This window comes from Parabacteroides distasonis ATCC 8503, assembly GCF_000012845.1.
Lineage (GTDB): Bacteria > Bacteroidota > Bacteroidia > Bacteroidales > Tannerellaceae > Parabacteroides > Parabacteroides distasonis.
Map to the genome: position 1 here is coordinate 2,846,735 of NC_009615.1, position 20,766 is coordinate 2,867,500.

General features: G+C 47.7%; 18 protein-coding genes. 9 read left to right on the forward strand and 9 right to left on the reverse strand.

Features of this window, described 5'->3' with window-relative positions; translation table 11 throughout:
- Window positions 1–9 precede the first annotated feature (9 nt).
- The gene (locus tag BDI_RS12110; protein WP_011966842.1) at window positions 10–1,224 is read left to right on the forward strand and encodes an OprO/OprP family phosphate-selective porin; all 1,215 of its coding nucleotides are present in this window, start codon (window positions 10–12) and stop codon (window positions 1,222–1,224) included.
- Between the two features lie 83 nt (window positions 1,225–1,307).
- On the opposite strand, the gene BDI_RS12115 is transcribed toward BDI_RS12110, so the two are convergent.
- The gene (locus BDI_RS12115) at window positions 1,308–3,737 is read right to left on the reverse strand and encodes a glycoside hydrolase family 95 protein (protein WP_011966843.1); all 2,430 of its coding nucleotides are present in this window, start codon (window positions 3,735–3,737) and stop codon (window positions 1,308–1,310) included.
- 82 nt (window positions 3,738–3,819) lie between these two features.
- The gene (locus BDI_RS12120; protein WP_005853867.1) at window positions 3,820–5,667 is read right to left on the reverse strand and encodes an ABC transporter ATP-binding protein; all 1,848 of its coding nucleotides are present in this window, start codon (window positions 5,665–5,667) and stop codon (window positions 3,820–3,822) included.
- Window positions 5,668–5,823: 156 nt separating this feature from the next.
- On the opposite strand from BDI_RS12120, the gene BDI_RS12125 reads away from it, so the two are divergent.
- The 4 genes from BDI_RS12125 to BDI_RS12140 all read left to right on the forward strand — a co-directional run bounded on the left by BDI_RS12125 (window position 5,824) and on the right by BDI_RS12140 (window position 12,109).
- Window positions 5,824–6,666 carry a radical SAM-associated putative lipoprotein gene (locus BDI_RS12125; RefSeq protein ID WP_005853865.1) on the forward strand — a complete coding sequence of 281 codons (843 nt, stop codon included), beginning with the start codon at window positions 5,824–5,826 and terminating at the stop codon, window positions 6,664–6,666.
- Window positions 6,667–6,671: 5 nt separating this feature from the next.
- Entirely contained in the window at window positions 6,672–7,748 is a 1,077-nt protein-coding gene (locus BDI_RS12130) for a TIGR04133 family radical SAM/SPASM protein (protein WP_011966844.1), read from the forward strand.
- 57 nt (window positions 7,749–7,805) lie between these two features.
- Window positions 7,806–9,581, forward strand: coding sequence for a DUF4091 domain-containing protein (locus BDI_RS12135; RefSeq protein ID WP_011966845.1), 1,776 nt, complete (start codon window positions 7,806–7,808; stop codon window positions 9,579–9,581).
- A gap of 176 nt (window positions 9,582–9,757) precedes the next feature.
- Complete coding sequence (locus BDI_RS12140; protein WP_011966846.1) at window positions 9,758–12,109, forward strand: glycoside hydrolase family 3 C-terminal domain-containing protein; 2,352 nt, start codon at window positions 9,758–9,760, stop codon at window positions 12,107–12,109.
- Between the two features lie 60 nt (window positions 12,110–12,169).
- On the opposite strand, the gene BDI_RS12145 is transcribed toward BDI_RS12140, so the two are convergent.
- Window positions 12,170–12,763 (reverse strand): hypothetical protein, encoded by a 594-nt coding sequence (locus BDI_RS12145; RefSeq protein ID WP_011966847.1) that lies wholly within the window; start codon window positions 12,761–12,763, stop codon window positions 12,170–12,172.
- Window positions 12,764–12,947: 184 nt separating this feature from the next.
- On the opposite strand from BDI_RS12145, the gene BDI_RS12150 reads away from it, so the two are divergent.
- On the forward strand, window positions 12,948–13,199 hold the full coding sequence (locus tag BDI_RS12150; protein WP_008779912.1) for a DUF2442 domain-containing protein: 252 nt from the start codon (window positions 12,948–12,950) through the stop codon (window positions 13,197–13,199).
- A gap of 115 nt (window positions 13,200–13,314) precedes the next feature.
- On the opposite strand, the gene BDI_RS12155 is transcribed toward BDI_RS12150, so the two are convergent.
- Window positions 13,315–14,511, reverse strand: a complete 1,197-nt coding sequence (locus BDI_RS12155; RefSeq protein ID WP_011966848.1) for a leucine-rich repeat domain-containing protein — start codon at window positions 14,509–14,511, stop codon at window positions 13,315–13,317.
- 624 nt (window positions 14,512–15,135) lie between these two features.
- Here BDI_RS12155 and BDI_RS12160 point away from each other — a divergent pair.
- From BDI_RS12160 to BDI_RS12170, 3 genes are all read left to right on the forward strand, one after another.
- The gene (locus BDI_RS12160) at window positions 15,136–15,987 is read left to right on the forward strand and encodes a DUF6261 family protein (RefSeq protein WP_011966849.1); all 852 of its coding nucleotides are present in this window, start codon (window positions 15,136–15,138) and stop codon (window positions 15,985–15,987) included.
- A 113-nt stretch (window positions 15,988–16,100) separates the two neighbouring features.
- A complete protein-coding gene (locus BDI_RS12165) occupies window positions 16,101–16,310 on the forward strand; it encodes a hypothetical protein (protein WP_008773800.1) in 210 nt (69 codons plus the stop codon).
- Entirely contained in the window at window positions 16,307–16,582 is a 276-nt protein-coding gene (locus BDI_RS12170) for a type II toxin-antitoxin system RelE/ParE family toxin (RefSeq protein ID WP_009275544.1), read from the forward strand. Before BDI_RS12165 ends, BDI_RS12170 begins: the two co-directional genes overlap by 4 nt.
- A gap of 52 nt (window positions 16,583–16,634) precedes the next feature.
- On the opposite strand, the gene der is transcribed toward BDI_RS12170, so the two are convergent.
- From der to BDI_RS12195, 5 genes are all read right to left on the reverse strand, one after another.
- Window positions 16,635–17,948 carry a ribosome biogenesis GTPase Der gene (gene der, locus BDI_RS12175; RefSeq protein ID WP_011966850.1) on the reverse strand — a complete coding sequence of 438 codons (1,314 nt, stop codon included), beginning with the start codon at window positions 17,946–17,948 and terminating at the stop codon, window positions 16,635–16,637.
- 24 nt (window positions 17,949–17,972) lie between these two features.
- Window positions 17,973–18,863, reverse strand: coding sequence for a GTPase Era (era, locus tag BDI_RS12180; RefSeq protein WP_008773803.1), 891 nt, complete (start codon window positions 18,861–18,863; stop codon window positions 17,973–17,975).
- Window positions 18,847–19,851 carry a beta-ketoacyl-ACP synthase III gene (locus tag BDI_RS12185; protein ID WP_008779906.1) on the reverse strand — a complete coding sequence of 335 codons (1,005 nt, stop codon included), beginning with the start codon at window positions 19,849–19,851 and terminating at the stop codon, window positions 18,847–18,849. Before BDI_RS12185 ends, era begins: the two co-directional genes overlap by 17 nt.
- 102 nt (window positions 19,852–19,953) lie before the next feature.
- A complete protein-coding gene (gene rpmF / locus BDI_RS12190) occupies window positions 19,954–20,139 on the reverse strand; it encodes a 50S ribosomal protein L32 (protein ID WP_005634607.1) in 186 nt (61 codons plus the stop codon).
- A 12-nt stretch (window positions 20,140–20,151) separates the two neighbouring features.
- Window positions 20,152–20,742, reverse strand: a complete 591-nt coding sequence (locus BDI_RS12195; RefSeq protein ID WP_011966851.1) for a YceD family protein — start codon at window positions 20,740–20,742, stop codon at window positions 20,152–20,154.
- Between the last annotated feature and the right edge of the window lie 24 nt (window positions 20,743–20,766).

Here is a 20,766-nt window from a genome sequence, read left to right on the forward strand (position 1 = left end):
CATCAGTAAATGAAACGACTCACAGTGGCTTGGCTGTCGGCCTTCTTATTGAGCGGTTCCGCGTTAACGTCTTACGCTCAGACAAATTCTCCTATCCCGGAGCGGGATTCTTCTTCGGTATCTCTTTTTGAATACGCGACTAAGATTCCGAAACGCAACAAGGTTTTCAATCTGGACTTGGAGATGCACGCAGGATTCAACGCAGACTTTTTCTCGGGGAAGCTGGATGAAGCCGCCTTTCGTTTCAGGGGTGTCAAAATTGATGTTACCGGAGAGGTGAACGATCGGTTATTCTATTGGTATCGCCAAACGCTGAATGGCGGTTATGAGGGACAAGCCTTGGAGAATTTGAATGAGTCGATCGAATATGCGTATATCGGCTATAAACTGAATGAGCGTTTTACCTTAACCGCCGGAAAACAAGATGTGTTCTACGGTGGTTTTGAGTACGACGAGAATCCTTTGCTTATTTATGAGTATAGCGATATGAATGAATACTCCCTTTGCTACCTTACGGGAATCGGGCTGGGGTATCAGCCGAATGAGTCGCAAGAGATCCGCTTACAGGTGACGAACAGTCGTATGGGATCGATGGAAGATGAGTATGGACGTCCGCCGGAAGGATTTAAGAAACCGAGAGTTCCCTTGTTTTACACATTGAACTGGAACGGTAACTTTCTGGATGAGTTGATTCATTTACGGTACTCCGTATCCGCTGCGGAACAAGCCCAAGGGAAATATATGTATAGCGTCTTTACCGGTCAAAGTATAGAGGCCGGACCGGTCTATGCTTATTTCGATGTCATGTATTCACGAGGAAAATTAGACCCATTAGGATTATTGACCGAATTGACCCAGCCCGAAGTCTCCGGAGAGGAGGAACCGGAACCACCGGTTCGTATGCAAAACATCGATTATCTTTCGCTGGTGGGGGAAATACAGTATCGTTTCCATCCCAAATGGCAACTATTCGCGAAAGGAATGTATGAAAGCGCATCGATCTATAAAGCCTACGATGCTTACGAGAAAGGTAAATACCGTACGGCATGGGGGTATCAAGGAGGGCTTGAGTTCTATCCGATGGCCGATGATAATCTACATATCTTCTTGACCGCCATAGGTAAAAAATATAACCTATCCGAACGAGCGAAGGCGCTCGATGCCTCTCTGGACGACACCGCACGCCTTTCGATCGGTTTCATTTATAGATTACCACTATATTGAATAATGTGCCAATGTGGGTAATGTGCCAATATGCCAATTAAATGGATATATTCGCAGGGCACATTGGCATATTGGCATATTATTCACATTATTAATATCAATTCGTCTCCTTGTTGCAAATCCACCGTTAGCATTCCATCGATTACGGGTAAAGATACTGGTTTCTGATTTTTCTTGAGACTTAGGTTCGCTGAATTTGCCGGAAGCTTGATCCGGAAAATACCCGGAACGATCGCTTTCAATCGAGCTTCCGTCAGCAGACCTTCCGTCCATTTAGCCGACACCTCTCCGCCATTCCGGACTTTCAAACCGCTAAAGCTTCCGTTTTTCCAAGCGGAAGGCAAAGCCGGCAAAAACTCGATCAATCCGGTTTGACTCTGTATCAGCATCTCCGCGATACCCGCCGTGCCTCCAAAATTACCATCGATTTGGAAAGGAGGATGGGCACAAAACAAATTAGGATAAGAACCTCCTCCCTTCACCTCCTTCGTATGCTCATCTACGCAAGGACGTAACAAATCACCCAACAATTTATAAGCATGATCGCCATCCTGTAAACGAGCCCAGAAATTAATCTTCCAAGCCATCGACCAGCCCGTGCTTTGATCACCACGGACCTCCAAGGATTTACGAGCCGCCTCAGCCAACTCTGGCGTATGCTCTATCGATATCTCATTCCCGGGATAAAGCCCATATAAATGAGAGACATGACGATGGGTAGGCTCTACCTCCTCATACGGCTCGAGCCATTCCATAATACGGCCGTCTTTACCGATCGTCGTAGGCATCAAGCGATCTCGCTTCGCCGCCAACTCAGCAGCGAACGTGCTATCCACACCTAAAATTCCGGCGGCCTCAATGGTATTCGTAAACAATTCCCGCAAGATCTGATTATCCATCGTCGATCCGGCACAAATACTCACGACACTTTCGTTTGGCATTTTATAAGCGTTTTCCGGAGAGGTCGTAGGTGCCGTCACTAGATATTTAGTTCGGGGATCTTGCACCAACATATCCACAAAGAATAGGGCAGCCCCTTTCATCGTCGGATAAACATCCCTCAAATACGCCTTATCTAATGTATACTGATAATGCGTATACAAATGCTCGCATAGCCATGCGGCGGATGTATTCGTCGCTCCCCACGATGGATGTTCGCCCGGGGCGGTAAACTCCCAAACATTACCTAAAATATGGGTAACCCATCCCCGTGCGTTATAAAAAGCCTTGGCCGTGCGTTCGCCGCTAGGGACTTGCAGTTTCGTCCATTCGATCAGCGGAAGGTGCAACTCGGAGAGGTTCGTGACCTCCGCTGGCCAATGATTCATCTGTAAATTAATATTTAGGTGATAATCCCCGTTCCAAGGCGTATGAATCGTATTACACCACAAGCCTTGCAAATTCGGGGGCAGTAATCCCTGCCGGGTCGAGGAAATCAATAAATATCGACCGAACTGGAAATATAAAGCCGCCAATCCCGGATCGTTCTTATCTTGAGCGAAAGCGGCCAAACGCTCATTGATCGGAAGATGATCCCTTTCGCCTCTTCCCAAATCCAGAGAAACCCGATCGAACAGGGAGCGATAAGCAAGTGTATGTTCCCGGCGCAAGGTGGAGAAATCCTTAGATTCCGCTTGCGATAAGTATTTTTCCAAGGATTGTCCGGCGCCGTCTTTATCGAAATAATCCGTACCTAAACTTACCAAGATAATCGCTTCCGAGGCACTTCGCACCGACAGACAGCTATCTGTCGTAGCCAAATCTCCTCCCTTCGGCAAGACGATACGGACACGAGAGGCGAAACGCATCCCTTTCATCTCCAACGTATCCACCCCGTCCGGCAGTTGTCCCCGCATCAGCAAGTCCTTTCCGTCCAAAGAGATCGTCGCATGTTCCGGACGATTCATACCCAATGAGAAATTCAAAGCCCGATCCGTATCCGCTACCAAATGAATCACTCCCAGATCCCCGGAAAAAGAGGTAAACATTTCCCGTTGATAATTCACATTCCCCCTTTTAAAAGAGACGGAAGCGATAGCCTCGCTTAGGTTCAACCGCCTGCGATACTCAGCGATAGAATCCGATTCATTCGGATACGTATATTTCAGCACTAGATTTCCGAATAATTGGTAACTCCCATACGGAGCGTTCGCACCGTCACCCAGATTACTTCCGGTCCCTTTGCAGACGAAAGTTTTATACATCAAATCCTGTGCCTCGTCATTCCGTCCCTCAAATAAAAGGCGACGAATATTCGCCAAAGAATAATACGCATAAGGATTGTCCGTATCTTGCTTACTTCCGGACCACAGGGAGATCTCATTCAGGACAACATTCTCCCGCTCAATACCACCATCCGGCATCATACCGATACGGCCGTTTCCCAAAGGCAAAGTTTCTTCCCATATCTGCGCTGGTTGATCAAAATAATATGAGACCTCCTTCCCGGTCTGCATATCCGGCAAATTACAACCGAAAAGGAACGATAACAAAATCAAATAAAGTCCTTTCATATTCATACGATTATTCCTTGTTATTGTTTTTCCATCAAAAGCCGAAGAGGCGATCCACTGCAACCCGGGTTACAGTATCACCCTAAAAGCTTTGCATATCACATAGTCGTTTATAATAGCCATCCAAAGCCAACAACTCCTCGTGTTTGCCCCGTTCTACGATCTCACCCTCATGCATCACACAGATCTCATCTGCGTTACGGATCGTAGAGAGACGGTGGGCGATCACTACGGTCGTACGGTTCTTCATCAAGTTCTCCAACGCTTCTTGTACCAAACGTTCGGATTCCGTATCCAAGGCGGATGTGGCCTCATCCAAGATCAAGATCGGGGGATTCTTCAAGATCGCACGGGCGATACTGATTCGCTGGCGTTGTCCACCAGACAGTTTTCCACCTCGGTCACCTATATTGGTATCGTAACCTTTCTCACTCGCTATGATAAAATCGTGAGCGTTAGCGATGCGGGCGGCTTCCTCCACCTGTTCCATCGTAGCTCCTTCCACTCCAAAAGCGATATTGTTGAAGAAGGTATCGTTAAACAAGATAGCCTCTTGATTGACATTTCCCATCAATCCCCTAAGATCGAAAAGGGTGGCCTCACGGATATCCGTATCATCAATACGAATATTCCCTTTATTCACATCATAAAAGCGAGGCAATAGATCCACCAAGGTACTTTTGCCCGAACCGGATTGACCGACCAAAGCCACGGTTGTTCCTTTCCGGATATCCAGATTGATTCCTTTCAAGACCCAAGCTTCCTGATATTTAAACCAGACATCTTTATAACTGATTTTCTCTTTCAAGGCGATCTTCTTCGGATGTTCCGGATCATGGATATCCGTCTCCGCCTTCAATATCTTATCGACACGTTCCATGGAGGCCAGACCTTTCTGGATCGCATAAACCGACTTACTTAGATCTTTCGCAGGATTGATAATGCTATAGAAAATAACCAGATAATAAATAAACGTAGGAGCGTCGATCGGGCTATTCGCACTCAAGATCAGCGTACCTCCATACCAAAGTACGATAGCGATCGTAACGGTTCCCAAAAACTCGCTCATCGGGTGCGCCATTTGTTGGCGGCGATAGATACGGTTTGTCAACCGACGGAAAGTATCATTGCTTCGCTCGAAACGGTCTTGTATCTTCTTCTCGGCGTTAAAAGCCTTGATAATACGAAGTCCGCCTAATGTCTCCTCGATCTGGCTCATCAGAAATCCCCATTGTTGCTGTCCTTCCAAGGACTTCCGTTTCAACTTCTTACCGACTTGTCCCATTACGTAACCCGCCAACGGCAACAGGATCAAGACGAATACGGTAAGTTGCCAACTGATAGCGATCATACCCACCAGATAGATCACGATCAGGATCGGGTTCTTGAATAACATGTCCAATGAACTCATTATGGATGTCTCAATCTCGTTCACGTCTCCGGATACACGGGCGATAATATCCCCTTTTCGCTCCTCGGAGAAAAAGCTCAACGGCAACTGCGTAATCTTCTTGTTAATCTGATTACGGATATCACGAACGACTCCGGTTCGAATCGGGATCATCGTATAAAAAGCCAGATACATGGTCGCCACTTTCAAGAAAGTCGCCACGATCAGGAAGATTCCCAACATAATCAAGGCGAACGAACCGCCGTGTACCTCTATCAGATCGGATACATACCAAAAAAAGTTATTTTTGATCAACTCCGGCAAGGCTTTCCACGACTCCCAGCTTCCCGCGTTAAAATTCCAATCCATAAAGGTGTAATTCCCCTCATCCATCTTAAACAAGATCTGAAGGATCGGGATAATCAAGGCGAAAGAAAACAGGTTCAAGATAGCGGAAAGTACATTGAACACGATGTTCAGAACCATATACTTTTTGTAAGGGGGAACGAAACGCTTTAAAATACGTATGAAATCTCTCATAAATTGATCTGTTACATTGAAGTGGCAAAGATACAAAAAGTACAGCTATATCAACCCCTATTATATAAAGAGAAAAGACAAATACCGGACGGTAAGCAACTATTTTGCGTATATTCGCATCTATATATAGTGCAAACAAATAAAAACGATCAGATCATGGAAAACATCAACTTGCAACTATTAAGAAAGATCAACTGTCTATTAACCGGATTATTGGCCATCATAGGATTCTCTTGCGGTGAGAATGGAGAGATACCTTGCGAATATGGTAGTCCCCATGCCAATTTCCAAATAAAAGGGAAAGTAACAGACATGAAAGGAGAGCCAATCCCCGACCTACAAGTCCGCATCAACCCGAGCGGAGAGTCTCATCCGCAGGGATGGTTACATACCGATACCCTCCAGACAGATACAAACGGAGATTTCATTTTTAGCAAAACCGATTTCCCTTTCATGGAATATCGATTAATTATAGAGGATATCGATTGGGATAAGAATAAGGCGATATATGCTTCCGATACGATAACGGTCACCTTCGACAGCAATGATTTTTCCGGAGGAGAAGGCTGGTCTCTTGGAAGCGCTTCCAAGGAAATCCAAATCCAACTAAAAGAATACATCGATACACACACGGAACCTTATACCTTATATACCTTCTACGGGAGAGTAACCGATCAAGATGGTTGGCCTGTTCCGGGCGTAACAATCTATACCTCTCCGGCCTATACGCCTAATATAGATGAAGATATCACCAGTTTTCCTGCCGTCACAGATGAGACCGGGCGCTATCAGTTTACCTATGATCAAGCTCCGGCAACTGAACATACCCTTTACGCACGCCTATCACCATCCTTTTCTGATCCTCAATATCCTTGGAAAACTGATTCTATTGTTGTAAATTTCGGCGAAATTGAATTAATAGACGGGGAAGGGATGCTGATTGGGAGAGGATCGAAAGAGGTTAACTTTCAGCTTGTACATTCCAGCCCACAAAAATAACACATATGGACAAACGCCCAAACATCAAAAAACGTATCGCCCTAGAGCTTTTTCGAAGTATCAAGAAGAACAGGGCTAAATTACATGAATTGCGTACACTCTTTTGGGAGTGTACGCTTCGTTGTAATGTATCCTGCCGTCATTGCGGGAGCGATTGCCATGTCTCGGCCTCTGTCCCGGATATGCCTGTCGAAGACTTCCTGAAAGTCATAGACGATATCACGCCTTACGTCGAGCCGAACAAAGTGCTCGTCATCTTTACCGGAGGCGAGGCGCTGGTTCGTAAGGATATCGAGAAATGCGGGTTGGAACTGTATCGCAGGGGATATCCTTGGGGGATCGTCTCCAATGGTTATCTGATGACCCGGGAACGGCTCGACTCGCTCTTGGCTTCCGGATTGCACTCGGCGACTATCAGCCTAGATGGTTTCGAGGAAGCGCATAACTGGCTTCGCCGTAATCCTAAAAGTTTCGAGAAGGCACTGAATGCCATCTGTATGTTGGCCGAGGAAAAGGAGATCATCTGGGATGTGGTGACTTGCGTAAACCAACACAACTTCAAAGATTTGATGCTCTTCAAGGATTTTTTGATCGAGATGGGCGTAAAACGGTGGCGTATCTTTACGATCTTCCCAGTTGGACGTGCCGCGACTGAGACCGATTTGCAACTGACGAACGAGCAGTTCACATGGCTCATGAACTTCATCCGCTTCTGCCGGAAAGAGGGTAAGATACACGTTAGCTACGGCTGTGAGGGCTTCCTCGGGAATTATGAGGCAGAGGTGAGAGACTCGATTTTCCAATGCAACGCCGGTATCAATACGGCCTCTGTCCTCGCTGATGGCGCTATCTCCGGTTGTCCCAGTATACGGGCGAACTTCCACCAAGGGAACATCTATAAAGACGATTTCATTGATATCTGGAATAATGAGTTTAAACCGTATCGTAACCGCCAGTGGGCTAAAAAAGGGGAATGCGCGGATTGTAAGATGTTCCGTTATTGCGAAGGCAACGGGATGCACTTATACGATGATGAGGGGAATCTGCTCGTATGCCACTATAAAAGGCTAGTTGACAGTTGACAACTGTCAACTAATTCCTATCTTTGCCCTAGTTAATATTCTAAAATAAGCAATCGTATGAAAAACACTTTCATCCTTTGTGCCTTTCTGGCACTAAGTTCTTTTACCGTAGCCCAGCAATCCGAGAAATACCCGCTAGGCGACTATACGGAATTGACCGACACGAAACCGCATGACAGCGACGAGATCTGGGACAAGTTATCGGCCCCAACCCAATTAAGCTGGGGCACGACCGATATACGATATCCGAAACTCAGTATTCCCGATGTCAAGAAAAGCAATCGCTGGCAGACGAAAGCATGGAAAGGGGAACGGGTAAACGCACAAGCCGTGTTATGGACCAAGGTGGGACTCGAGGATGCCTCTATCACCGTGAGCGACTTAAAGAGCGGTTCTTCCATCATCCCATCCTCCGCTATCACGACGAACTTTGTCCGTTACGTCATGACCGATGAGTTGAATAAAGACCGTAAAGGCGGTTGCGGCCACCGAGAGAATAAGGCGGAATGGGATTCCTCCGTCGTAGCCGATGTATTGGATATCGTAAAGATCCGTGATATCAAGGCACGCACCACCCAGCCGATCTGGATGAATATCTGGGTACCTCAATCCGCGAAAGCCGGTAAATATAAAGGGACATTGACCGTCACGGGAAAAAATGCCTCCCCCATGGAATTACAAATAGAAGTGGACGTATTGAACCGCACACTTCCCGCCCCGAAGGACTGGGCTTTCCATCTGGACTTATGGCAGAACCCGTATTCCGTGGCCCGTTACTACCAAGTTCCTCTTTGGAGTAAAGAGCATTTCGACGCTATGCGCCCGATCATGAAGATGTTGGCGAACGCCGGACAGCGCGCTATCACCACCAGTATCATGCATAAACCTTGGGCCGGACAGACCGAGGATCATTTCGACAGCATGATCACCCGGATCAAGAAGATAGACGGCACTTGGGCATATGATTACGCCGTCTTCGACAAATGGGTGGAATTCATGATGAACGAGATCGGTATCGATGATATGATCAGTTGCTACACCATGATCCCTTGGGCTTTATCTTTCGATTATTACGACGAGGCGACAAATCGTGTACAATTTCTCAACACGAAACCGGGTGACGCCGCTTACGCAGACTATTGGGGTACTTTCCTAAAAGATTTCTCCCGCCACCTTCGCGAGAAAGGCTGGTTCGAGAAAACCGCCATCTCTATGGACGAGCGTCCGATGGAGGCGATGCGTGAGGCGATCAAGGTTATCAAGCAAGCCGATCCGGAGTTCAAGATCACGCTGGCCGGAAATTATCATCCGGAAATTCAATCGGACTTATACTATTTAAGTATTCCCTATGGGCATAAATTCCCAGAAGACGTAAAGGCTGCCCGTGATAAAGCGGGACAGATCAGTACCGTTTATACCTGTTGCGCGGAAGCGTTCCCGAATACCTTCACCTTCTCCGACCCGGCGGAAGCGGCATGGACGGTCTTGCACGCCGTAGCCGGTGGTTACGACGGTTATCTACGTTGGGCAGTTAATAGCTGGACCGCCGATCCTCTGCGTGACTCGCGTTTCCGCACTTGGGCGGCAGGCGATACATACAGTATTTATCCCGGTCCACGCAGTAGCATTCGCTTCGAACGTTTGGTCGAGGGTATACAAGATTGCGAGAAGATCCGCATCCTCCGGGAAGAGCTGACAACGAAAGGAGCTAAAGGCAAACTCGAGAAGTTGAACAAGACGGTTGCCAAGATCACTCCGGAAGGTTTATCCGAGACACAAGAATCCGCTACGCAGATGGTTAATGAGATTCATAAACTTCTGAATACATTATAAATAGTACCGGACGCCGACTGCGCAGTCGGCGTCCCCTAAATATATCATCAAACCCCTACAATGTTTGATATTCATCAAAAAACGAAATCCTTACCTCCGATACCTTTCTTTTTCTTTGTCCGCCTCGATTCCTTCGCCTACTTTTGGGGCACTGAAAAACACAAAAACCATTCTATATGAACAAACTATTAATGGGCGCATGCCTTACGATGGCCATGCAAGTAGGGCACTCCCAAACCTTGCCGCAATTGGGTAAAGATCCTATCGAGAAAATCGTAGCCGCCATGACTGCCGAAGAGAAAGTATCCCTGTTAGTCGGAACCGGAATGCCCGGGTTCGGCGGCCAATCAGCCGTAGTCGGCAGCACGCAAAATATAGTGCCGGGAGCCGCCGGAACGACCTTCCCGATCGAACGTCTGGGAATCCCCGCTATCGTAGTGGCCGACGGTCCCGCCGGATTACGTATCTCCCCGACTCGCAAGGGGAACGAGGCGACCTATTATTGCACGGCATTCCCGGTCGCTACCTTGCTAGCCTCCACATGGAACACCGCATTGGTCAAAAACGTAGGCAACGCCATGGGCGACGAGGTGAAAGAATACGGTTGCGACGTACTCTTGGCCCCCGCGCTGAATATCCACCGAAGCCCTCTCTGCGGACGTAACTTCGAGTATTATTCCGAAGATCCCTACTTGACGGGCCGGATAGCGACAGCGATGGTAAACGGTATCCAAAGCAATGGCGTGGGAACCTCCATCAAGCATTTCGCCGTCAATAATCAAGAGACCAACCGGACGGGAACGGATGCCCGCCTCACCCCTCGTGCCTTGCGGGAGATTTACCTAAGAGGTTTCGAGATGGTCGTAAAAGAGGCAAGCCCGTGGACGGTCATGTCTTCCTACAATAAGATAAATGGTGAGTATGCCTCCGAAAGCCGTGATTTATTAACGACCATCCTCCGTGACGAATGGGGTTTTAGCGGCCTTGTCATGACCGACTGGTTTGGCGGCAAGAACGCCCCCGCCCAGATCCACGCCGGAAACGATCTGCTGATGCCCGGACGGCCGGACCAGAAAGAGGCCCTCCTAAAAGCGCTTGAGGACGGTTCTCTCTCTATCGACGACGTGGATACGGACGTAACCCGTGTATTACGACTGATCCTTCAAGCCCCCCGCTTTGCCCAATACGCCTATTCCGACAAACCGGACCTAAAAGCTCACGCCGAGGTAACCCGTGCGTCCGCTTCCGAAGGTATGGTTTTATTAAAGAATACGAATAATGCTTTGCCGCTGGCCCCGGGTATCAAGAAGATAGCGGCTTACGGTACCACCTCGTACGATTTTATCGCCGGAGGCACCGGCAGCGGCGACGTGAACGAGGCTTATACCGTATCCCTCGTGGAAGGTCTGGAAAACGCCGGTTATACCATGGACGCCGAAGTGAAAGCCTTATACGAGAAATACAGTACCGAGGAAAAGGCGAAACAGCCGAAAGACACGAGTCCCGCCGCCGCTTTCTTCAACCACCCTCGTATCCCGGAGTTCGTACCGGATGCCGCAGGGCTGGCCGCTAAGGCGAAAGAGGCGGATATCGCCTTCGTTACGATAGGCCGTAGCTCGGGAGAGTTCCAAGACCGGAAGATCGAGGGAGATTTCAACCTGACGGAGAATGAGCGAGCGTTGATCCAATCGGTTTCCGACGCTTTCCATAAGGAAGGGAAGAAGGTGGTCGTAATCTTGAATATCGGGGGCGTGATCGAGACCGCCAGCTGGAAATCGGAACCGGACGCCATCCTATTGGCTTGGCAAGCCGGGCAGGAAGGAGGTAACACGGTAGCCGATATCCTGTCCGGAAAGGTGAATCCTTCCGGTAAGCTCCCGATGACTTTCCCCGTGAGCATCGCCGACGTAGCCTCCACGAAGAATTTCCCGGACGCTTCGGGTATCGACCTGAAAGAAATGTTAGCCGGCTTCATGGGAGGAGGCCCGGAGCATACGGATCGTAAGAATATTGACTATACCAACTACGAGGAGGGTATCTACGTGGGCTACCGTTACTTCGATACGTTCGGCGTGCCCGTCTCCTATCCGTTTGGCTACGGACAGTCGTATACGACTTTCAATTATTCGAGCTTGAAAGTGTTCATGGGCGATACGGACTACAGCATCAGTTGCACGATCACGAACAATGGCCCGGTAGCCGGGAAGGAAGTGGTCCAGCTATATATCTCCGCCCCCGGCAAGAGCATGGATAAACCGGCTAAAGAGTTGAGAGGTTTCGCCAAGACCCAACTCCTCCAGCCGGGGGAGAGCCGTGAGATCATCTTCAAGGTGAAAGATACGGATCTGGCCTCCTTCGACGAGAGCGCCAGTCATTGGGTCGTAGAATCCGGTAAATATGAGGCGCAGATCGGCTCCTCCGCCGCCGACATCCGCCTAAGGGATTCCTTCAACGTGAAGGGGCGGGTAACGGAGAAGGTTCATGCGGTACTGTTGCCCGGCAAGAGGATCGATCTTCTGAAAAGATAAGCCCGGAGGTATCTACCTAGTTATCGGGAGGGCGGGGTATCAACCTCGCCCTCTACTTATTTAATCACCCGAGTGTTCCGGCTTCCTGAAAGTAAGGTAGGTCTCCACACGCCCCTCCAGCTTCGCCTCCATGGTCCCTTGCTCCGACACGAAGAGATATTTGTCCTTTTTCTCTTCCTCGGTCCATGTATCGGGAGTGTAGGGAGCGATCTTCCGGTCGCCGGCAGTCCTCATGAAATAGATAGCGGGCAGAAGGCCGTTCAGTTGGATCTGGTTCGGGTCGATATAGCGTTCCTCGTATTGTTGCGAGAAATGCGAGCTCACCCTCTCCAGCCGGAAGCGGTCGAGATTATTCATAAACAGGTAATCCGTGCCTTCATCTCCCGGCAGGGAGGTGTAAATCATAGATGAGACTTTCACGGCACCGGCCGGTGTCGTGTACAAATAATAGAAATATACAGTCCATGTATTCTTGGAGCGGGTTTGAAGGGTATGTGTCTCCTGTAAGGAATGCAAGGCCCAAAATCCCGGGGGCGTGCATCTCACCCTTTGTACGAATTTATCCTTCGCGATTTCCACTCTTCCCCGGATCTCCAGAAAGTCCTTATAGGCCACTGCCTCTATTTCCTCGTTTGTCATTGATGGCGTAAACATGATTATTTTTAATTTTTAAGGTAAAGAGACATAAAGGTACGATTATAAATGGGGATTCCAAGGGTTTCAAGGAAATGTGGATGAAAGAAAGACAAAAAAGAGAGACGAACTCGTACCCTTATCTTTTTTATTCCATATATTCGTGATGAAAATTCCCTAAGACCCATTTAAAAGAGAAAAAGTTATGACTGAAGATATAGATTTAATATGCGTCACTGGCGTGGAATATGTAAAGGGCTATACCATGCGATTGGAATTTAGCAACGGTAAGGTGAAATTAGTGAACTTCCTCCCTTTACTGAAAGGGAAACTTTTCGAGCCATTGAAAGACCTCCGGAATTTCGTCCAGTTCGGGCTCACACACTGGGCGCTCGAATGGTACAATGGGGCAGATTTCGCTCCGGATTACTTGTACAGGAATGGGGTGGAGGCTTAAGACAAAGCCTGTATTTGCTATAAACCTCCCTTTTGAAAAGTCTGACTGCTTCTCGAAAGGGAGGTCCTTATCGGATAACGGTAATCACGCTTTCTTACATTTTATAACGATTCATTTAAAGCTTCAACTTTACTGTTTTCTTTCCGATTTGTATAAGATAAATCTCACCCTTGGGTAGTTGTACCTCATAATCCATAGCTTCTACAACCACTGAATGCACCAAGACACCTAAGACATTGTAAACATTCACTCGCTCTCCGGTCGTGATATTTTGTATCAAAACCTTATTATCCAACGTCGAGATCTTTATATCCTGTGGGTTTTCGATCACATCATTTGAGGTTACGGACAGGTCTTTCATCACGATCTCCAACTTAGAATCCCTATCTATATTCAAATAAAGCAGGTCATTCTCCGTCACTTGCGAGGTTATGTCCTCTCCATTCAAAAGGATCGTATCTATCTTCCAGTTCGAAAAATATGTATTTTCTTCAGCGATATGAAATACGATGGTCTCACCCTTCTCAACATCGATGAGATAATCTTGTCCCGGATAAAAATGATTTACAATGATTCCTCCATTTCCGTCATAAAGAGGGTAAAGCTGCCAAGCGAATGTTCCCCCTTCCAAGTTAACTCGCAAAGAAAGCGCAGGCTCCACATATTCCTCGCGGATGTTCCCGAAGTTAAGCCATCCATCCGCAAAGGTATAATCCCTCTTGCATCCCTCCGGGACATAAAGGGTACAGGTCTCATAGAGTCCCTTAAAAGAATCTTGTTTGCAACTTGGAGGAATAGATCCCTTACAATGCACTTCCCTCAAATTACTACATAGATAAAAGGATTGCGAGTCTAAAGACTTAACACGACGACCCAATGTAATCGAGGTTAAAGAAGAGCACCCTCTAAAAGAATTAGCGATTGTCTCTACCGATACAGGAAGCTCTATATCCATAAGCCCAGAGCAATCCTCAAAAGCATACCAACCTGTATTCACCAAATATTTAGGCAGTTTTATCGCACTTAAATTTGAACATCCCTCAAAAGCTCTTTCCGTAATAGCACGGGTACTTGTATTCTCAATATCCACTTCCCTTAAAGCATGCCGTATCAGCATAGCTTTCAATACAGCGAAATCTTTTTCCTCTAAACCATTCCCGCTAATAACGATTTTCTCAGTTCGCTCAATTTCGGCATCTGTAAGCAAGTTTAATAATGAGCCACTTTCCTTCATTTCCACATAGGTTACAACTTGGGCTCGTATTGTTAAACACAAACAGAACCCCATCAATAGCAGTAAAGCCTTTTTCATAACTTCTAACTCCTTATTCCAAACCTGTTCCCCTGTTCGGTCTTTTCATAAATAAAAGAAGCGTGAGAACCATCGCTTATCACTGCATTGAGGCTCTGGACTGCCCACCCAACAATAATAAGACAATAGTCCCACGCTTTATGATTGCATATAATTCACCTTTAGGATAAGTATATAACAAGCACAAGCGCAGGAGCTACTTTCTCATTATCTTGTTGGGTTGAAATTGTCCAGATTTCAATGCAAGATAATATCGAAACGCTTCTACGTTATTTTTCCAATACATCGCGAAGATCGTGTTTTTTTAAAACATTCGCAAAACAATCAGATTCTTAATGTCTCTTAGCCCTAAGAAATGCCCTCGAAGGGTGAAAAATGACTTCTTAGGGCTAAAAGATAGTTTTTCAACCGTGAAAAGTGATTTCCTTGGCCTAGGAAGGGACTTTCAAGGCCGCGAAACCATTTCTTAGGCCTAAAAAGCCTATTTTCACCCTTGAAAAGCCATTTCTTAGGCCTAAGATGATTATTCGCGCCATTCAATCCCCATTTTTTAGGCCTAAGAAGCCCTTATTCAGCAAATATCCCTAACTTAGAGAAGTTTTTAAACTCTAAATCAAATTTACCATGAGTACTTACACAAAAATCAAGACACTTCCGCTCTCTCTTTTCAACAACGCCGAGTACCTCTCCTTCATGAACCACGTCCTCGACCTAGCCAACGGAAATAGCGGTGACGGCGATTCCGAGTCCCCCGACGAGATCTCCCTGCTGACCGGCAGCGACGGCATCCCCGAGCTGGGCCTCACCAAAGAATTCCTCGAGACCTACGAGGCAGACCTCCTCGCCATGGCCGACGTGGTGGACGAGAGCCGCATCTCGCAGGAGACCGAGCAAATGACCTTGCACGATACCAACCGCGACAACCTCGCCATCTATATCATCACCCGCATCTCACGGGCCGGTACCCTCCCGTTGGAAGCCGAGCGTGACGCGGGCAAGTATCTATACAAGATCATCAAACCCTATAACGGCATCGCCCGCCTCCCCATGGCGCAGGAGACCGCCAAGATAAAGGGCCTCTTGCTGGATTTGCGCAAGGACGAGAACAAGCCGTACGTCACCACGCTCGGCCTCGACGCTTACCTCGCCGAGCTGGAGAAAGAGAATAACGCCTACGACCGCCTGTCGCAGCAACGCGTCCAAAACCGGACCATCTCCAAAAAGGAAAGCGGCGCCAACCTGCGCAAGCGGATCGACGTGTATTATGACGATCTCACCCTGCTGGCTCAGTCCTATGGCGTAGCGAAGCCGTCCGAGAAAGCGACCGCCTTCATCGCCGCCCTCAACCAGCTGATCGCCGAGACCACCGCCGCCTACAACCAGCGCATGGCCGCCTCCAAGAAACCGGCGCCCGCTCCCGAGCCTACACCCGAGCCTACGCCCGGCGGAGACTCCGAGAGCCCGGACGAGATCTAACCGTCACGTCCCTCCCCCCGACGCGGAAGCGGGAAATAAAAAGAGAAGGAAAACAATTCCCCTTCTCTTTTTATTCCGTATATTTGCGAAGGAAATTCCTAAAACAGAGCGATATGGAGACAACGACATCATTAAAGACATTCGAGGTAACCATCCCCGAGAAATACGCCGACATCTTGAAGAAATTCATCACTTCGCTGGAAGGCAAGGTGAAGGCACAGAAGAAATCCGGATTGGACGAAGCCTTGGAGGACGTGAAGGCAGGAAGGATACACAAATACGAGAACTTTGAGGCATTCAAGCAAAAAATGCTAGAGCTATGACTTATACCGTACATACCACTTCCAAATTCGAACGTGACATCAAGCGGTGCAAGAAGCGGCACTTGGATATAAACCTCTTATTAGAGACTGTAGAAATCCTCAAAAATACCGGTTCCCTTCCCTCCCAATACCACCCGCATAAGCTATCCGGGAAATACGCAGGATTGTGGGAATGCCATATCCAAGGAGACTGGCTGCTGATATGGAGCCAAGATGACACGGAGCTAATCTTGCTTTTCACCGATATCGGAACGCATTCCGACCTATTCTAAATAGAAAAAGCCGCCTCCCCGTTACAGGAAGCGGCTTTTTTGTATCTAGTATTTACTTTTCCCGGATAAATATATTAATCGGCGTACCGGTAAAATCCCAGTTCTCGCGGATCTTGTTCTCAAGGAAACGTTTGTACGGGTCCTTGATCCATTGCGGCAAGTTACAGAAGAACACGAAAGAAGGCACGCTGCCCGCCGGGAGCTGGGTGATATATTTGATCTTGATATACTTACCCTTCCATGCTGGGGGAGGATAATTCTCGATGATCGGAAGCATCACCTCGTTCAGCTTGGCCGTAGGGACACGCTTGGAGCGATTCTCGTAAACCTCCTTGGCGGTCTCCAGCACCTTCAGGATACGTTGTTTCGTCAGAGCGGAGATAAACAAGATCGGGAAGTCGGTAAACGGAGCCAGACGCTCGCGGATAGCGGTCGTATACGAGTCGATCACCTTCTGGCTCTTATCTTCGATCAAGTCCCACTTATTCACACAAACCACCAATCCCTTCTTATTCTTCTGCACCAGCGAGAAGATATTCATATCCTGGCTCTCGATACCCCTCGTAGCGTCCAACATCAGCACGCAGACATCCGAGTTCTCGATGGTGCGGATCGAACGGATCACCGAGTAATACTCCAAGTCCTCATTCACCTTCCCCTTCTTACGGATACCCGCCGTATCCACCAAATAGAAGTTCAAGCCGAATTTATTATATTTCGTGTAGATGGAATCACGGGTCGTGCCTGCGATATCGGTAACGATATGACGATCCTCGCCAATAAAAGCATTGATAAGAGAAGATTTTCCCGCGTTCGGGCGTCCTATAATCGCGATACGGGGCAACTCCTCCTCCAGTATCTCCACCTTCTCCTCGGGCAACGTCGCCACGATCTTATCCAGCAAATCCCCGGTATAAGAACCATTGATGGCCGAGATGCAGAAAGGCTCTCCCAAGCCAAACGAGTAAAACTCCGCCGAGGCCGGATGCAGATCATAATTATCCGCCTTGTTCGCCACCACGATCACCGGCCGCTTGCAACGACGCAAGATCTGCGCCACCTCCATGTCCAGATCCGTGATGCCATTCAATACATCGACGACGAACAAGATCACGTCCGCCTCCTCGATAGCCACTTTTACCTGCTTGTTGATCTCCTCCTCGAAAACATCCTCCGAGTTAACCACCCATCCGCCTGTGTCAATCAGCGAAAACTCCTTGCCGGTCCACTCCACCTTGCCGTACTGACGGTCGCGGGTAGTACCAGCCTCCTCGTTCACGATCGCCTGACGGGTACCCGTCAACCGGTTGAAAAGGGTTGACTTACCTACATTGGGTCTCCCCACTATCGCTACTATATTTCCCATAAATTCTCCTTTCGTATGCTATTATTAGTCCAGCTGATAACCGAAGTTCTTCAATATGTTGTCACGGTTACGCCAGTCTTTTTCCACTTTGACAAACATTTCCAAAAACACCTTCTTTCCGAAGAAACGTTCGATATCCTTCCGGGCCATAGCACCTACTTTCTTCAATGCTTGCCCTTGATGCCCGATGATGATCCCCTTCTGGGTATCACGCTCCACGATGATCAGCGCCTTGATATGGATCAGCTCATCATCTTCCTTGAACAACTCGACGACCACTTCTACCGCATAAGGTATTTCCTTCTGATAATATAACAAGATTTTCTCACGAATGATCTCTGTCACGAAGAAACGGGCCGGTTTATCGGTCAAGGCGTCTTTCTCGAAATAAGGCGGGGAATCAGGCATCAACTCCTCCACCCGACGCTTCACGTAATCTATATTGAAATTCGAAAGCGCGGAGATCGGGATGATCTCGGCCTTCGGAAGCAATTCCTTCCACTGGGCCACGAGCTTCTCCAGCTCCGGCTGATTGGTCTGGTCGATCTTATTGATCAACAAGAGAACCGGACACTCTATACTCTGTACCCGTGCTAGGAACTCATTATTTTTATCAATCGTCTCGACGACATCCGTCACGTACAACAGCACGTCGGCGTCGCCTAAGGCGGATTGAGAGAAATTAAGCATGGATTCCTGCAACTTATAATTCGGCCGCAAGACTCCCGGCGTGTCAGAATACACGATTTGCATATCGTCGGTATTCACGATACCCATAATACGATGCCTTGTCGTTTGCGCCTTCGAGGTGATAATAGAGATCCGCTCCCCGACCAAACGATTCATCAACGTAGACTTACCTACGTTTGGGTTTCCAACGATATTGACAAAACCCGATTTATGCTTTTTTTCCATCATACCCCCATTTCAGATAAACCGCTCCCCACGTAAAGCCCGCTCCAAAAGCGGCGAGGATCAGGTTATCTCCTTTTTTCAATTGATTCTCCCATTCCCATAGACAAATAGGAATCGTACCGGCGCTTGTGTTGCCGTATTTCTGGATATTGATCATCACCTTATCCATATCTACGCCCAAGCGTTTCGCCGTAGCGTCGATAATCCGCAAGTTCGCTTGATGAGGAACGATCCACGCGATATCATCATGCGTCAAGCCATTCTTCTCCGCAATCTCAGCGGCCACGTCCGCCATATAAGAAACCGCGTACTTGAACACCACACGTCCATCTTGATAAACGAAATGCTCACGGTTATCCACCGTCTCGTGAGAAGGAGGATAAGCCGAGCCGCCCGATTTCATGATCAGATGCGGATAGCCTACGCCGTCTGTCCGTAAAATAGTATCCAAGACACCGAACTCCTCGGTAGTTGGCTCCAGCAAGACCGCTCCGCAAGCATCCCCGAACAAAGGACAAGTAGAACGATCTTGATAATCTGTAATAGATGTCATCTTATCACCCGATACGACAACCACCTTCTTATAACGCCCCGAGCGAATATAATTAGCGCCCGTCTCCAAAGCATACAAGAAGCCTGCGCACGCACCTTGCATATCAAAAGTCATCGCATTCTTACAACCTGTATGATAAGCGATGATAGAAGAAGTTGTCGGGAAATGATGATCCGGGGTAGTCGTAGCGGTCAAGACAACCTCTACTTCTTCCGGATTCAGGTTCGTTTTCTCGAGCAATTGCTTCACGGCCCGTATACCCATGTAAGAGAGTCCTACGCCCTCCCCTTTCAATATCCTGCGCTCCTTAATACCCACACGAGTCATGATCCACTCATCCGTCGTATCGACCATCTTGGAAATATCCTCATTCGTCAATACATCTTCAGGAACGTATCCACCCACTCCTGTGATAACCGCATTTATCTTATCCATAACTTTAAAAATAAAAGGACTACTTATCCCAATTAAAAAAAAGCCCTAAAAAAACTTTTAGGGCTATTTCTTTTGTTCATCAAACCATATAAGTTGACAAACTTACACAGCAGCTTCTTTTTCAATCGCTAATTTACCTCTGTAATAACCGCACTCACCACATACTGTGTGATAGATGTGCCATGCGCCACAGTTCGGGCAAATTGCCATTGTTGGAGCTACAGCCTTGTCATGAGTTCTTCTCTTGGCTGTTCTTGTCTTACCTTGTCTTCTTTTAGGATGTGCCATTGTTTTATTTATTTAATTGTTATCATTCTCTAGCAAACCTTTCAGAGCATCCCAACGAGGATCGGCAGGACTAGCGTTTCCGTCATCTTCCAACGCCAAATCATCACCTCCCATGTCATCCTCAAAATCGTCTTCGGTCTCATCCGAACTTCTGGCGGTATGTTTCTTCAATTTAGACGACATTGCCTTATTACATTTACCCGGCGCATGTACATGCTTCATGGGAACCGCCAAAGCGATAAACTCATACAGGAACCACGCCAAATTAATAGCGCCCTCCTCTTCCGGTATCACGACAACCTCATCACTTTCCTCGGCATATTCCTTGCCGAATTTTACCACCAGACGATTGTGGGTATCAATAGGAATTTCCATATTGTCCAAGCATCTATCGCATGGAACAACAACAACCCCTTCTATCTGAAAGTTCATCTCAAACATCATTGACGACCGTTTTACGGTAAGATGAACCTTCACTTTGCCCTTCTGGACCTCGGTTCCGTCAATGTCCACAAAAAACTTGTTCTCCAAAAGATACTCGAATTCGTGTACTCCCGGAGAGAGATTTTTCAAATCTACATTATATAATTTAAATTTCCCCAAAGCCTTTTAGTGTAAAAACCTTGC